This window comes from Tenacibaculum sp. XPcli2-G (assembly GCF_024124505.1).
Taxonomy (GTDB): domain Bacteria; phylum Bacteroidota; class Bacteroidia; order Flavobacteriales; family Flavobacteriaceae; genus Polaribacter; species Polaribacter mesophilus.
The window spans coordinates 252,196-268,148 of the sequence record NZ_JAMXSH010000003.1 but is presented as its reverse complement, the minus strand read 5'-3'; the positions used below and the strand labels follow the sequence as shown (position 1 = coordinate 268,148).

The 15,953-nt window shown below is 30.6% G+C and carries 14 protein-coding genes and 1 riboswitch; of the genes, 4 read left to right on the top strand and 10 right to left on the bottom strand.

What is annotated here, in order from left to right:
* The first annotated feature begins 49 nt into the window (after positions 1 to 49).
* Together NH341_RS08955 and NH341_RS08950 are read left to right on the top strand one after the other, a co-directional pair.
* Complete coding sequence (locus NH341_RS08955) at positions 50 to 475, top strand: hypothetical protein (protein WP_253056542.1); 426 nt, start codon at positions 50 to 52, stop codon at positions 473 to 475.
* A 145-nt stretch (positions 476 to 620) separates the two neighbouring features.
* On the top strand, positions 621 to 2,018 hold the full coding sequence (locus tag NH341_RS08950; RefSeq protein WP_073183926.1) for a hypothetical protein: 1,398 nt from the start codon (positions 621 to 623) through the stop codon (positions 2,016 to 2,018).
* Positions 2,019 to 2,118: 100 nt separating this feature from the next.
* Here NH341_RS08950 and priA read toward each other — a convergent pair whose 3' ends face one another.
* From priA to NH341_RS08930, 4 genes are all read right to left on the bottom strand, one after another.
* The gene (priA, locus tag NH341_RS08945) at positions 2,119 to 4,563 is read right to left on the bottom strand and encodes a primosomal protein N' (RefSeq protein WP_253056540.1); all 2,445 of its coding nucleotides are present in this window, start codon (positions 4,561 to 4,563) and stop codon (positions 2,119 to 2,121) included.
* Entirely contained in the window at positions 4,563 to 5,273 is a 711-nt protein-coding gene (locus NH341_RS08940; protein WP_253056538.1) for a hypothetical protein, read from the bottom strand. The genes priA and NH341_RS08940 overlap by 1 nt, the downstream gene beginning before the upstream one ends.
* Before the next feature lie 107 nt (positions 5,274 to 5,380).
* Positions 5,381 to 5,602: a VF530 family DNA-binding protein gene (locus NH341_RS08935; protein WP_173360259.1), complete on the bottom strand. Its 222-nt coding sequence runs from the start codon at positions 5,600 to 5,602 to the stop codon at positions 5,381 to 5,383.
* An 18-nt stretch (positions 5,603 to 5,620) separates the two neighbouring features.
* Positions 5,621 to 6,166 (bottom strand): TlpA disulfide reductase family protein, encoded by a 546-nt coding sequence (locus NH341_RS08930; RefSeq protein ID WP_047788723.1) that lies wholly within the window; start codon positions 6,164 to 6,166, stop codon positions 5,621 to 5,623.
* Between the two features lie 300 nt (positions 6,167 to 6,466).
* On the opposite strand from NH341_RS08930, the gene gcvT reads away from it, so the two are divergent.
* Positions 6,467 to 7,549 carry a glycine cleavage system aminomethyltransferase GcvT gene (gcvT, locus tag NH341_RS08925; RefSeq protein ID WP_253056536.1) on the top strand — a complete coding sequence of 361 codons (1,083 nt, stop codon included), beginning with the start codon at positions 6,467 to 6,469 and terminating at the stop codon, positions 7,547 to 7,549.
* Between the two features lie 260 nt (positions 7,550 to 7,809).
* Here gcvT and NH341_RS08920 read toward each other — a convergent pair whose 3' ends face one another.
* Genes NH341_RS08920 through NH341_RS08905 form a run of 4 tightly spaced genes read right to left on the bottom strand, consistent with a single transcriptional unit; the run spans position 7,810 to position 12,121 of the window.
* A complete protein-coding gene (locus NH341_RS08920; RefSeq protein WP_047788721.1) occupies positions 7,810 to 8,916 on the bottom strand; it encodes an efflux RND transporter periplasmic adaptor subunit in 1,107 nt (368 codons plus the stop codon).
* A gap of 21 nt (positions 8,917 to 8,937) precedes the next feature.
* Entirely contained in the window at positions 8,938 to 10,182 is a 1,245-nt protein-coding gene (locus tag NH341_RS08915) for an ABC transporter permease (RefSeq protein ID WP_253056534.1), read from the bottom strand.
* Positions 10,183 to 10,184: 2 nt separating this feature from the next.
* Positions 10,185 to 11,414 (bottom strand): ABC transporter permease, encoded by a 1,230-nt coding sequence (locus NH341_RS08910; protein WP_167713780.1) that lies wholly within the window; start codon positions 11,412 to 11,414, stop codon positions 10,185 to 10,187.
* Between the two features lie 2 nt (positions 11,415 to 11,416).
* Positions 11,417 to 12,121 carry an ABC transporter ATP-binding protein gene (locus tag NH341_RS08905; RefSeq protein WP_073183911.1) on the bottom strand — a complete coding sequence of 235 codons (705 nt, stop codon included), beginning with the start codon at positions 12,119 to 12,121 and terminating at the stop codon, positions 11,417 to 11,419.
* A gap of 149 nt (positions 12,122 to 12,270) precedes the next feature.
* On the opposite strand from NH341_RS08905, the gene NH341_RS08900 reads away from it, so the two are divergent.
* Positions 12,271 to 12,684, top strand: coding sequence for a thiol-disulfide oxidoreductase DCC family protein (locus NH341_RS08900; RefSeq protein WP_073183909.1), 414 nt, complete (start codon positions 12,271 to 12,273; stop codon positions 12,682 to 12,684).
* A 63-nt stretch (positions 12,685 to 12,747) separates the two neighbouring features.
* Here the strand turns inward: NH341_RS08900 and NH341_RS08895 are convergent, their stop codons facing one another.
* Both NH341_RS08895 and NH341_RS08890 read right to left on the bottom strand, forming a co-directional pair.
* Positions 12,748 to 13,833 carry a YncE family protein gene (locus NH341_RS08895; protein WP_073183907.1) on the bottom strand — a complete coding sequence of 362 codons (1,086 nt, stop codon included), beginning with the start codon at positions 13,831 to 13,833 and terminating at the stop codon, positions 12,748 to 12,750.
* A gap of 4 nt (positions 13,834 to 13,837) precedes the next feature.
* Positions 13,838 to 15,718 (bottom strand): TonB-dependent siderophore receptor, encoded by a 1,881-nt coding sequence (locus NH341_RS08890; protein WP_073183904.1) that lies wholly within the window; start codon positions 15,716 to 15,718, stop codon positions 13,838 to 13,840.
* A 30-nt stretch (positions 15,719 to 15,748) separates the two neighbouring features.
* Positions 15,749 to 15,945: riboswitch (cobalamin riboswitch) on the bottom strand.
* Between the last annotated feature and the right edge of the window lie 8 nt (positions 15,946 to 15,953).

The window sequence follows — 15,953 nt, the reverse complement described above, 5'->3', positions numbered from 1 at the left end:
ACACAACAGGTATAATTATTAGGTGCATCTATAAAATGAAAAATACATATTGAAAAAAGAAATCAAATTAACTCCAATTTTAACACTTATCATACTAGCCATACTTTTTTCATTTATTTATGGTCTTAGAGCTTACCAAAAAAACAAACTGAATAAAGGAGCATTTATAACTTATGCTACAATTGAAAAACTTAAAGAAAATACGAGAAAAGGAAAATCAGGGAGGACAGATATAGTATATTTTTATTTTATAAAAAATGATAGTGTAATTCACAAGCTCAAACAAATACCTCCTAAAAGTATAAAGAAAGAAAAATTAAAGCTTAATGAAACATTTAAAATTCGTGTCGCCAAATCAGACTATAATGTTTTTGAAATTGATTTTGATGAAAGAATAGATACAGTTATTAGAAAACAAGACTACAAAATACAGGTATATAATACATTTACACATCATAACATAATTGAACAATAAGTTTTCTTTAGAGAATTAGTTTGATTCTTAACCTAAATTCCAATACCTTTCGCTAACGTTGAATATAACTCATTGAATGGATTTATATTCTCAAGCGAGTTATTGGCAGTTTTAAAACAAACTCCCTAGAATAATAAATTCTTATATGAAAAAAATCTTTTTAGTACTGACTATCATTTTATCATCAATTCAACTTCAAGCACAGGAGAAAGCCCCGATGATTACAGGAAAAGTAAACATTTCAATAAAAGAAGGAACATTTGAGTGTGATGTAACTTTAAGTGATATTCCTCATTTAAAAGATTATTTTATCAGACTTAATTCAGGAATGAATGTACTTCATTTTAGAAGTAAAGAACCTAATGACTTTTTGATTTATGCAAACAAATCCTGGTCAGACTCAACTTCTACAGGAGAGTCTTTAGCATATTATTTTGCTGGTAATGACGGGAAATTTCTACCCAAATCTTTACAAATAAAATATGTTGGTAAATTTCCGGTAGTGAATGATACTATTGAAAATTACAGCAGAAAAGATTGGAAGGGAAATATTGCTTTTAATCATAATTCTTTAAGAACTGACGGAGTTCAATCGGCTTGGTACCCTGTTCTTTATGATATAAAAAAAGATAAAGCTTTTGAAAAATTGAGATACGACATTAAAATTGTTTGTGAAGATTGCAATACAATTTATGTAAACGGAAGTTTACCTGTTAAAAAGCAGTCGACTCATTTTAAAAGTGAAATTCCACAAGAGTTAACACTTTTCTGTGGTAAATATGAATATTCCAATATTGATGAAACTTATATTTTGAATTCCGATTTTACCAACGAACAAATAAACGAATTTAGTTCTGTTATTAACGATTACAAGAAATTTTATGAATCCAAACTCAATATTCCGTATGAGCTAGCAACGGTTTTTGTAAATACTACACCAACGTCAATAAAAGACGGCTGGATGTTTGTATCATATCCAACAATTATGAGCATTGGTTGGCAAAATGGATTAGAGAAGGTTATAGAACCAGAATATCAAAATTTTTACCGTCCATTTATCGCTCACGAATTAGGTCATTTTTATTTCGGTACATATAAAGTATTTAATTCCGAACTCGGGGATATGATGAGTGAAGGTTTTGCAGAATATTTAGCTTTACAGCTAACTAAAAATAATATCGGAAAAGATGTTTATGAAGAAATGATAAATAAAAAGATTGAAAATTTACAAGAATTTAAAAAAGAAGCTATCCCTTTTAGCAAAATAAAATCACAATCAGAGTATTTAAACAGGCAGTTATACGTTTATAATTATGCACCGCTTATTTTTCTTGCTATCGAAAAAGAAATTGGAGAGAAGAAAATGTGGCAATGGTTAAATACTATTTTAAAAACTAAAACCACTTATACAAATTATGACTTTTTAACTACCACACTAAAATCAACAATTAATAACGACCAACTATATGAAAATATTAAATATTTGTATTTTGAAAGCAAGCAATCAATTGATAATGCCGAAAATAAAATTGTGGAAAAATAAAAACTGTCACTAGCAAGGGTTTAGCAAAATGGAGGGGTTTCGTCTAAATTGAAACTTTCAGTTTCGTAATCCGCAAAAGCCCCAGACGTTAGCAAACCTCTTAATAAGCATCCACATCCACAATAAAACGGATGGGTCTAAAATCTTTGACGGCTTCAAAAGTATTTTTAATTTTTTGTAACTGCTCTTTGGTTTTTCCTAACGATTGTTTTGGCGGTATTTTAATTACTAAATTCTTAATGTACTGGTTTCGAATACGAGAAACCGCAGGCGCTGTGGGGCCTAATACATTTTCATGAAACACATTTTGTAAAGCTTTTGCTAACCAGTTAATACCGTTATCAACACGTGTGTAATCTTTGTGTTTTAAGGTAATTTTTATCAAACGATAGTACGGCGGATAATGAAACTGCCAACGATCTTGCAACTGCTCTTTATACATTTCTGTATAGTTGTTAGTAGATACCTGCTGTAAAATTTGATGATACGGATTGTAGGTTTGTATGGCTACATTTCCTTGCTTTTTAGTACGTCCTGCCCTACCCGATACTTGTACCATTAACTGAAAGGCACGTTCATGTGCTCTAAAATCAGGGAAATTGAGCATCGAATCCGCATTTAAGATTCCTACCAGCGATACATTTTCAAAATCCAATCCTTTGGAAAGCATTTGTGTTCCTACCAAAATATCTATTTCTTGGGCTTCAAAAGCACCAATAATCTTTTGGTAACCATATTTACCGCGCGTGGTATCCAAATCCATTCGACCAATAGTATGATTCGGAAATAGCTCTTTTAACTCGAGTTCTATTTGCTCCGTTCCAAAACCTTTGGTGTCTAAGGTAGCACTTCCACAAGCACCACAACTGTTCGGCATTGCACGTTGATAATGACAATAATGACATTTTAACTCCTTACGGAATTTATGATAGGTTAAACTCACATCACAATTCGGACACTGAGGAGACACCCCACAAGTAGTACACTCTACCACAGGCGAAAACCCACGTCGGTTTTGAAATAAAATAACCTGTTCTTTTTCGTCTAAAGCTTCGGTAATCATTTTTAATAAACGATCCGAAAAATGACCGTTCATTTCCTTTTTTCGATGCTTTTCTTTAATGTCTATCAATTCAATTTTTGGCAATTGAATGTTTCCAAAACGACGCGTTAATTCTATAAATCCGTATTTGTTTTGCTTAGCATTAAAATAACTCTCTATTGATGGTGTTGCAGAACCTAACAATACTTTTGCTTGGTGCAAATGACCTAATACTACCGAAGCATCGCGTGCGTTGTAACGTGGTGACGGTTCAAATTGCTTGTACGACGTTTCGTGTTCTTCATCCACTACAATTAATCCTAAGTTTGAAAATGGTAAAAACAACGAAGAACGCGCTCCTAAAATAACCTGCGCTTTCGGTTTGTTTTCTAACACGTTATTCCACACCTCTACCCGTTCGTTCATCGAATATTTAGAGTGGAATACCGAAATAAAGTTTCCAAAATAATTTTGTAAACGGGTGATGATTTGGGTTGTTAAAGCGATTTCTGGTAGTAAAAACAATACCTGTTTTCCTTCAGCAATCACTTCTTTAATTAGTTTTACATAAATTTCTGTCTTACCTGAGCCTGTAACCCCGTGTAATAAACTTACCTGTTGTGTTTCAAAAGAAGTTTTTATTTGATTGAAGGCTTCTTGTTGAAACTCATTCAATTCTTTTATCTGATTCGTTTCTCCTTGATAGTTAATTCGATCGGTTTGAATATGATAAAATTCAAAAATATCTTTCTCTACCAAGGCTTTTAAAACTGCGGAAGAAGCTCCCGATTGTTCTTCTAAATCTTTTGCTTTTATTGGCTTTTTAGCCGCCGCTAATTGAAAATACGTCAATACAGCTTCTCGTTGCTTTTTCGCTCTTGAAAGTTCTTCTAAAAGCGTTTGTAAGCCTTCATTTGAGTTATAGTTGTTATGTAACCGAACATACTTAACCAGTTTAGGTTTGTATGTTTCGTAAATTTCTTCTTTAATGTAAATCGCACTCTTCTCTATTAACCCATTAATGATAGGAAGTACGGTTTTCTTTCCTAAAATATCAGCAACTTGATGAATGGTTAACTGTGAATGATGTTGTAAGGCTTCAAAAATTAAAAACTCTTCATCAGTTAGTATGGCTTCCTCTTCAAAGTTTTCATTTTTATAGATGATGGTTTCACTTTCTAACAGAAAAGCGGATGGTAAAGCTGCTCTATACACATCTCCTAACGAACACATATAATAGCTCGAAATCCATTGCCAATGTTTTAACTGTTGTTCCGTTATAATAGGCGTATCATCTAATATTTGATGAATGTCTTTGGCTTCGTATACTTCGGGTGCATTTTGGTGAATGTTAAACACCAATGCGGTATATATCTTACTTTTTCCGAAAGAAACCGCTACACGCATTCCTTTTTTTAAGAAAGAAGCTTCTGCTTCGGTTACCGTATAGGTAAACGTTTTTTGCAACGGAATGGGTAATATGACGTCGATGAAATATGGCATTATTCTACTATTTCTAATGGAGCTGGTGGTGGGGGTGAATTGTAAAAATTAGTACGATTCCCATTTTCATCTATAAACGGAAAAGCTTTTTCTAATATGATCTGTAATGGATATTTTTTCTTAAGAGAATCTGTATTTTTCTTATTAAAACCAGTAATAAAATTATAATATGATGTTGAAATAGTATCCATTTTATTTTTTAAACTTTCTTTAGAACTATCTATGCTTTCTGAAAATTCTAAAAACAGCAAACTTTTATGTGGACTATCAGCAAATTCAGGATTTTCTCTATTATTAAAAAACTGTTTCTCCAACATCTTTTCTAAGCTAACTGTATTAAAATTATATTTTATTCGGTTATGATAAAACAAACTATCTATAGAAGAATCAATATATAATATATTTTTAAATTTAATTAATCCACAAGCTGCATTACCACAAACAATAATTTTTCTAATTGAAAAAGGAATATCATTTTTAGATGTTTTTATAAAATATCTTATTTTCTTTTTATAATAGTTCTTACAAAAAACTGAGGTTAGTGACTCAAAGTTCTTCACCGTATCTAAATCAAAAACAAAAGTTGAGTCTGTATTTTTCTGTGTAGGAAAAACATCTTTCATAGTTAAGGCTTGTTCCTTTACTGTTTTGGAACAAGAAATAATTAGCAGAAATAAAACAGGAAGTATGTAAAAAGTGGTTTTCTTCATCTAATATCAAAACTACACAAAAATGAGTAGACTATAAATACTAAGTTTGTGTATTTAACCTTTAGCTTGTATGGTATTTTATACTAAACTCTATAGGGTTGTTTGATTTAATTACTTATCATTTCTAAGTACAACCTTTCTACTTTAGCTCTCGCCCAAGGTGTTGTTCTTAAAAATTTTAAACTAGAGGTATAGGTTGGATTCTTTTTAAAGGCATTTATATTCAACATCTCTCCCATTTCTTCCCAACCATATTCCAAGTATAATTCTTCTAACATGGTGGCTAGTTTTATTCCGTGAAGCGGATTGTTTGGTTGTTCTTGACTCATGCTACAAAGGTAAATATTCTATTGTAGTAATTCGTCTAACAAAATTCTAAATTTATCACTATTCCAATCGGCAGGTCCTTTTTTATCTACGACAATAGTTCCGTTTTTATCAATTATAAACGTCGCAGGAATTGAATTGCTTACCAGTTGACCTGGTACTTTTGATAAAATGTTATACGTTGGTAAATCATACCCTTTGTCTTTATAAAAAGCCTCAATAGTCGTCCAGTCTTCGTTACTCACAAATACAAATTCAACCTTGTCTTTATAATCGTCATATAACTTTTGAATACTTGGCATTTCGGCAATACAAGGTGGACACCAAGTTGCCCAAAAATTTACAAAAACTACTTTATTCTTAGTTTCATTAAAATCTATATTCGAAGTATTTAAGCCTTTAAGATTCCAATTGTAGTCGTTTAACATTTCTCTTTTTTCTTCAGTAATAGTTGAAGGAGAAAACGAAACTAACCTAATAAAATAAATTTTAGTTGGTGGGTATAATAATAGGCCAATTATTATAACAAATGCAATGTTTAAGATTGTTTTTTTGTTCAGCTTCATTAAGTTTATCCTTTGATTCAGGTTGTCGTTTCAAACGTTAAGAAATTACAACAACTTTTTCTTTTAATTTTTCATCAAATCTAATATTCTTAGCTAAAACAAAGAAAATATTAACAAACATTTGGGTAATATACTCTTACATATTACTCAGATTCAACTGTATTGTTTGCTAATTTTTCAATACTTTAGCATCACTTTTTTAAACAAACAATACACAATAATAAAACCAACATGAATAAAATAATGTTTACTTATTATTTTATTCGTTAAAAGGTTACAAAAACAATAAAAAACAAACACATGAAAAATACAGCTTTATCACATGTACATGAGGCTTTGGGAGCAAAAATGGTTCCTTTTGCAGGTTATAATATGCCTGTACAATACGAAGGAGTAACTGCTGAACACGAAACTGTTAGAAAAGGAGTTGGTGTTTTTGATGTAAGTCATATGGGAGAGTTCTTTTTAAAAGGAGAAAACGCTTTGGCTTTAATTCAAAAAATATCTTCTAACGACGCTTCTAAATTAGTTCCTGGAAAAGCACAGTACAGCTGTATGCCGAATGCTGATGGAGGAATTGTAGATGATTTAATTATTTACATGATTGCTGAAAATGAGTATATGTTGGTAGTAAACGCTTCTAATATTGAAAAAGATTGGAACTGGATTTCTCAACACAACGATTTGAATGTTGAAATGGAAAATCGTTCTGAAGATTGGTCGTTATTGGCTATTCAAGGTCCTAAAGCTGCAGAAGCAATGCAATCGTTAACTTCAGTTGATTTATCGAATATTAAATTCTATACTTTTAAAATCACTGATTTTGCTGGAATTCCGAATGTAGTAGTTTCTGCTACTGGATATACTGGTTCTGGTGGATTTGAAGTATATGTAAAAAATGAAGATGTTGAACAACTTTGGAACAAGGTTTTTGAAGCTGGTAAAGATTGGGGAATTAAGCCTATTGGTTTGGCTGCTCGTGATACTTTACGTTTAGAAATGGGATATTGTTTATATGGTAACGATATTGACGATACGACCTCTCCTTTAGAAGCTGGCTTAGGATGGATTACTAAGTTTACGAAAGACTTTGTAAATGCTGAAGCTTTAAAAGCTCAAAAAGAAGCGGGTGTTACTCGTAAATTAGTTGCATTTGAATTAACTGAGCGTGGTGTTCCTCGTCATGATTACGAAATTGTTGATACCGATGGAAACAATATTGGTCGTGTTACTTCAGGAACGATGAGTCCGTCGTTAGGAAAAGGAATTGGATTAGGATATGTTACTATTGAAAACTCTAAAGTTGATAGTGATATTTTTATCCAAGTTCGTAAAAAACAAATTCCTGCTAAAGTAGTGAAGTTACCTTTTTATAAAGGTTAATAATATTTCTTAAAAAAAAAGCAGCTTTTAAAAGCTGCTTTTACCCCTTAAAGAATAATTTAATTTTCCCCAAAAAATTAAATTAAATGCTCATTTTTACTTTGAGCACTTCAAATATCTAGAACAAAAAAGCCTTTTTAGTTTTAACTTCCTTAAATGACGCCTTTTTAGATATGAGTGTGTTATTTTATTCCTTAAAAGTAAAAAAGCAGCTCCTAAAAGAACTGCTTTAACACTGTAAATCAATAATTTAAACATTATTAATCTTTTTTCTCATCGTCTTTTGATGCTTTGTTCCAGATTTTAATTTCATCAGAAGCAGTAACTCCTTCTAAAACTTCAATATTTACTCCGTCTGAAACTCCTAGTTTTAACTCACGCTTTTCAAACTCCTCATCTCCCTTTTTTATTTCTACATAAGGCTCTTCTGTTTTCTTATCAAAACGTAATAACGATTCTTTAATAGATAAAACACTATCTTTTTTCTCTAATACTATATCTGCATTCGCACTGTATCCTGCTCTTACAAAATAATTATCATCAAGTTTTACATCTGCTTTAATTTTAAACTGTACAGCTCCGTTTTCTTCTGTTCCTTTTGGTGCTATAAAGTTTAATATTGCTGGAAATTTTTTATTTTCAATGGCTCCTAATGAAACTTCAATGTTTGATCCTTTTACTAATTTTCCTACTTCTGATTCATCTACTTTACCTTCAAAAATCATTTTCTCCATATCAGCTATTGTTGCTATGGTTGTACCTTCATTAAAGTTATTTGATTGAATAACTTGATATCCTTTTTTTACAGGAATTTCTACAACCATACCAGAGGTTGTCGCTCTAATATTTGTATTAGCTCCGGCAGAACCTACAGATCCTTTCTTAATTATTTGATAATCGTTTTGAGCATTTCTTAAGTCATTTTTTGCTTGATTGTATGATAATTGCGATGCTTCAAAATCTTGACTAGAAATTACGCCTTTGTCGAATAAGTTTTTATTTCTATCATATTGCGTTTTTGCATTGTTTAGTCTAATTTGTATAGAGTTAATCATTCCTCTGGCACTTTGTAACGATTGTTCGTTAGGTACTACTCTTACCGTTGCTAACAAATCACCTGCTTTCACTATTGCTCCTTCTTCAACAACTATTTTATCTATAATTCCTGCTATTTGAGGTTTTATTTCAACTTCTTCTAAAGGAACAACTTTTCCTGTAGCTACTGCTTTTTTAACAATTGTAGTTCTGAATGGTTTCTCTGTTTCATAGGTTACCACACTTTTTTGATTTTTCTTTCCTAACCAAATTAGGATGACTACAAATAATAGTGCTACTATTCCTAAGATAATTTTTGCTCTTTTGCTCATGATTAATTGATTATTTCTTTTTTATTCTTCTCTTAATGCTTCGATTGGTTTTACTACTGTTGCCATATATGCTGGTATTAATCCTATTAAAGTTCCTAAAATTACTAGGATTGAAAAGGCTAGCATTACTATGGGTATATTTACGGTTGGATTTACTAATGTTGGATCGTCTCCTCCTCCTACTAAAAGATCTAATAGGAATAGAACAAGTCCTCCAAAAATAATTCCTAGCATTCCTGCCACAGTGGTTAAAAACACTGACTCTAATACTATTTGTCTTTTAATACTTATTGGAGTTGCTCCTAAAGCTCGTCTAATTCCAATTTCTTTCGTACGCTCTTTTACGGTAATTAATAAAATGTTACCAATGGCAAAAACTCCTGCTATTAAGGTTGCAATCCCAACAAACCATGTTAAAAACTGCATTCCTGTTAAAAAGCCCATTAATTTATCTATTTGGTCTCCTAAATTTACACTTCCAAAAGCTCTTTTATCTTCTGGGTGTACTTTATGCAAGTTTTTTAAGGTTAATAGAATATCTTTTTCCATCTGCTTGATATCTACTCCTTCATTAGCTGTAATCATCATCCAGTCTACCTTATTTGAAGTGTTGTATACTTTTTGGAAGGTAGTAAATGGAATGTAAGCTGTATCTCCGTCAATATCTATAGTGTTTGATGGTTTATAAACTCCTACAACCTTATAGTTTACGTTGCTAATCTTCACATACTGTCCAATAGGCATTTCCTTTTTATCAAACAGTTGTTTGTACATATCTTCAGAAATAACACAAACTTTTGAATTGTTCTTTATGTCATTTTGGTTTAGAAACCTTCCATAGATTAAATCTTTCTTTTGTACACGATCTAAAACTGGATAATCCCCACTTACCTGAAAATCACCTGATTTAAAATCTTTAACAACAGTACCGTTAGTTTGATTTCTAGGTGCTAATAACTTTATTTCATTACTATATTCTTTTTCAAGAACTTCAATATCTTTAAATGTTAAATCAAATCTTCTTCCTTTTTGAAACCCTTTAAAAGGCATGTCTGTTCTCTGTGTCCATAAAAAAACACTGTTGGTAGCAAAATCTCCAAAAATTCTTTTAAAGTTATTTTCCATACCACGAGCAGCTCCTAATAAGACTACTAATATGAAAATTCCCCATAGTACCCCTACAATGGTAATACCTGTTCTTAATTTATTTTTACGAATACTTCCGTAAATTTCTTGCCAAGTGTCTGAATCAAATAAAAACTTCATAATTAGTCTGCTCTTAGTGCTACAATTGGTTTAATTTGTGCTGCCTTTTTTGCTGGTAAATACCCTGCAATTAATCCTGATAAGATTAAAATAATGGTAGCTCCTATTACAATTCCCGGACTTACACTTGGGTCTTTTATAAAGTATTTTTCTAAACTATCTCCAATAGCACTTAAAATATAGGTTCCTAAACTTAAACCTAAGTACCCTGCTATGGTTGTTATTAAAATAGACTCTTGAATTACCATACCAATAATTGATGCAGGTTTTGCTCCTAAAGCCTTACGAATTCCGAATTCTTTTGTACGTTCTTTAATAACAAAAATCATAATATTACTAATACCAATAATTCCTGCTATTAAAGTTCCAGAGCCTACAAATATGACAATAAAGTACAATGCAAACATAAATTGGTTGATTCCTTTGTTTGCTTCTGCCATATTTCTTACGGATAAAGCACTTTGGTCATCAGGGTGAATGTCTAACTTTTTACGTAAATCTCTTTCTAGTCGATTACCAAACGTAATAGCCTGATCTAAATTTAAATCTGGATTATACCCTATATTAATTTGACTGATATAATCGTTATTTCCGTATAGTTTTTGTGCTGTTGTTACAGGCATGTAGGTTAATCGTTCTTCATTATCTCCTCCTTTATCTGAAAATATTCCGACCACTTTATATGAAATACCATCAACATTTACTCTTTTTCCTAAAGCTGGTTTTTCTCCAAATAAATCTTGTTTAACAAGACGACCAATAATAATAACCTTTGCATTATTTTTTAAATCTAACTCGTTAATATACCTTCCTTCATCAATAATTGTTTTTTCTAAAAATTGATGATCTGGATGTACAGCTCGTAATTGATAATTATTTTGATTGTTCTTATAAGTTATATTTACACTCTTGTATATTCTTGCTGTTAAATGTTGAATCTTGTTTTCATATTCATCTTTAACATAATCAAAATCCTTATTTTTTAGCTGAATTCTTCTTCCTGTTTGTAACCCTTTGTATGGCTTAGAGGTTTTCCACACTCTTACAAACATAGCATTGGTTGCATCGTCTACAAAAGCTGTTTTAAACTGATTTTGTAATCCAGATACAATTCCAAATAATAGTGTAAACAATAAAATTGCAAAAGCTACCGTAAATCCTGATAAAACCGAACGCAGCTTATTTTTACCAATACTTTGAAATATTTCTCTCCAGCGATCTAAATCAAACATAATTAAATTGCTTTTGCTTTATTCGTTGCTGTTTTTGTTAACTCATCGCTAATAATAACACCATCTTTTAACCGAACAACTCTATTAGTTTGTTCTGCTACTTCTTCTTCGTGTGTAATTACAAAAACAGTCATACCTTCATCGTTAATTTCTTTTAATAAATCCATTACCGAATCGGTTGTTGTAGAATCTAACGCTCCTGTTGGTTCATCTGCTAATACAACTTTTGGCTTGGTAGCTAAAGCTCTTGCAATTGCTACACGTTGCTTTTGACCTCCAGAAAGTTCATTTGGTAAGTGATTAGCCCATTCTTTTAACCCTACTTTTTCAAGATATTCTAAGGCTATTTCTAATCGTTCTTTTCTGCCAACTCCTTTATAGTATAATGGTAATGCTACATTTTCTAAAGCTGTTTTATAAGAAATCAAATTGAATGACTGAAAAACGAATCCTAAAAACTTATTACGTAATACTGCAGCTTTCTTTTCATTTAAGTTTTCTATCAACTGTCCGTTTAAGTAATAGTTTCCTTCATCATGTGTATCTAATAAACCTACAATATTTAATAAGGTAGATTTCCCCGATCCTGAAGACCCCATAATTGATACAAATTCGCCTTCTTTTATATGTAAATCTAATCCTTTTAAAACATGAAGTGAGTCTTTTCCTATAGGATAAGATTTGTGAAGATTTTCTATTCGAATCATAGTGTTAGTTAATTTTTAAGTAAAAAATAAATACTAATTCTTCTAATCTACTAATAAATTATTGTTAAATCATTATTTACTTTCTTACAAGACGCTTAATTTTGATTTATGTTACAAGTTAACACTTAATTTTTTGAAAAAAATTAAATATGAACAATTTACCTAGTAATAAAAAAGTGATTTTATTTGATGGTGTCTGTAATTTTTGCAACGATAGTGTGCTAAAAGTTATAAAATATGATGTTAAAAATCAGTTTGTTTTTACTTCTCTTCAATCGGATATAGGAAAAGAAATAACACAATATTTAGGGATAGACACTTCCAAGGTTGATTCTATTATTTTATACGAGCCAAATGTTGCTTATGATATTAAATCTACAGCTGCGCTAAAAATTATGAATGCTTTTGGTGGAGTTTGGAAATTAACGCAATTTTTTTTGATATTTCCAGAGAGTTTTAGAAACTTAGTATACGATTACATTGCTAAAAATCGCTATAAATGGTTTGGTAAAAAAAATGCCTGTATGGTTCCTTCTAAAGAAATACAAGAAAAGTTTTTATAAAAAACAAGCTCACCAAATTGGTGAGCTTATTCATAGCAATATTTCCCTTTTCTAGGGGACGACTTAATTAAAATAAATTTTTGAAGCTCCTACTCCTACTTCTGTTGAATATATTTTATTCTTAGTATTAATATCATACACCATTAACTCACTTACTTCTTGAAATTCATATTCAGCAACAAATAATTGATTATCTCTTACATTCATTCCATAAATAACTCCTACATCAATACCTTGTTCAGCTAACTCATTTGCTGTCTCTTTAATACCGTAAACTTTATCTGTATTTCCTTGATAATAATATATTTTGTTATTAGAATATGCTAAATATGTAGCCCTTTTATTTTCAGGAAAAGCTAATTCTTTGATTATTGTATTATCAGTTGTATTAATAATAGAAATTGAAGAAGGAGTATTTTTAGTAGCTTTATAGTATGGAGCTGGTCCATATTCTAAAGGTTTACCTTCAGACAAAACAATTAAATTACCTGTAGCATCAAAAGCCATATCATCAGGATTATCTTTTACTGTTATTGTTGATACTACATTATTATTATTTAAATCTACTACAGAAACAATGTTGTTTGATGACCAACCTCCTTTATGTGAGATATATAATTTATTACCTTTATTTACAATTTGCTCTACACCATTAGCTAGTGAAATTGTATTCTCTTCAATAGTATTAGTTTCAATATCTATAATAGCTACATAATCATCATTCTCATTTGCACCATCACCCCAGTTTGTAACATATCCTTTTCCATTTACAATAGTCATATATCTTGGATTGTTTAACCCTGTTGTAATTTGTCCCTTCTTTTTAAAAGTATATCTATCTGCAATTACAATCATATTAGCATCATTTAAAATGATATAAGCATCTGTTTCAGAAAAAGCTATTGATTGAATTAATCCTGCTAACAATGCTCCATTTTTACCTGCATAAATAAAATTTTGTGACTCAGATAACTCATTATTCACGTAAGAAATAAATCCATCTTTATTTCCATAAAGTCCTTCTCCACTTACAATAACTCCATTATCGTATTTGTCTCTAATTACTTCAACTATTTTATCTTCACTAGAACAAGAGATAAGTACTATACTTATTAAAAAAAGTTGTAAAAGTAGTTTTGTTATTTTCATTGGTTTAAAATTTATAATTTAAATTGATATTAAAATTTGTTCCTGGCATAGGACGCAAATTTGAGAAATAATACACTTCATTAAATATATTATTAAGCATGAATCCTATCGTTGGAAGTTTTGATTGTTCTCTAGATAACTTAAAGGTTACTCCTAAGTTTTGAACATTTACCGATTTTACAGAATAAGTTTTTGAGTTTGTTGGGTTTGTATATACACTACTTTGATATAAACTTTGTATAAAAATTTTCATCCTTTTATAATCATATCCCACATTAAAATTTAATAAATGCTTTGGTGCAAATGGTAATACTTTTCTTGTTTCTATATTTTCCGCTAACGTAAACGTATAATTGGAAGAGAAGTCAACTATATGTTCTCCTATCTCTTTCTTAAAACTCACATAAGTTTCAATTCCTTTATTAACCACATCACCTACATTTCTTGGTCTCCACAAATTGCTGCCACCTGTTGGTAACCAAAGAATTTTATCATTAATATGGATATAAAATAATGTAGATGTTATATTTATATTTTCATTTTTAAGAGAAGCTCCCAATTCCCCTTGTTTTGAATTTTCTGGTATTAAGTTTAAATTTCCTACTACAGGCCAATACATTTCATTATAAGTAGGTACTCGATAATTTGTTGAAAAATTGGCTAGGATGTTTAATTGATTAGCTAATCTATATTCTCCTCCTACGAATAAAGACAGAGGCACATTAAAATCTGAATTAATTTCTTTTCTAACTTGTAAATTCGTTATTAATTTTTCAGTAGGTTGATATTTAACACTTCCTACAAAAGCAACTGAATTTCTTATTTCAGTACCTATATCAGAACTACTGCCGTTTATATTTTCATAAATAGTTTTGTAATTAAACGACAAAACATTAGATGGTCTATAAGTTAAAGAGTGGTTTATAAATACATTTTTTGACTTTCCAAATTCAAAATTTTCAACATCCTTATTCCTATAATAACTATACTTTTGTGTTAGATAGGCTAAGTTTAACTCCTGTTTAAACTGTGACGAAAACGCATACTTCCATTGTAATAAATTTCGTTCATTGAAATCTTCATTTCGTTCGCTACTCGCAGATGGATTTGGGAAACCGTTGGAAAAAAAACGATTTCCATAGTAAGCGGTCGAATAAAACGATAAAGTATTTGTAGGAGTAAACTTATAACCTATGACAAAATTAATTCCGTAGTTTTTGTAATTACCATTTTCATTAGTTAGTAGGTTTCCATAATCATCTTTATACCGCTCATCAATATATGTGTAATCATTATCGGAATAATTAAACGTAGAAGCTAATTTTATACTCCACTTATCTGTTCCTACTGAGCTTTTAAAAAAATTAGACGTTGTATTGTAACTTCCGTAAGAAGTAAATAATTGAAATTTTTGATGCTCTTTAAACAACAATTCATCTTTCAAGTGTACCGTACCACCAATGGCACCAGAACCATATTCAGCACTATTTCCTCCACTTTGAACAATGATATTATCATTCAAACTTGCAGATAATGAATTAAAATCTGTTTGTCCGCTTCCTACAGCATTTATAGGTATTCCATTCCATAACACCAATGTATTTGAAGCCGATGTTCCTCTAAAACGAGCGGTACTCACACCTCCATTTCCATAATCTCTAAAAGCTATTGGACTATTATATCGTAGAAGGTTTGTTAAGTTGATAGGGTTTTTTGTTTGTTCTTTTATCCCAATCTTTAATTCTTTTGTAGCAATGCGTTTTTTTTCTACATTTCTCTTCCCGTTAACTATTACCTCTTTTAATTTGTTAATAGCTATTGTATCTTTTTGAGAAAAAAGATTAATCGTAAAAAACAGTATAAATATTATTGTTATTTTCTTCATTATACATTAAACTTTTATCCCGAAAGTTTTAATTAAATTATAATAATTGGCAGGTCTCCTGGCTTGCGTCTTGTAACATACCTTCCCATTAAAAAAACAGTGGTTTGAGTATTTGTTACAAGCTTAATAGCTTACAGTTGCGGGAACAGCTTCGGTTTTACACCGAATTCCCTTTTAATTCTCTTTAATAAGATGATTAAAGAAAAACCAAAAATCACGGCAAATGTATAGTATT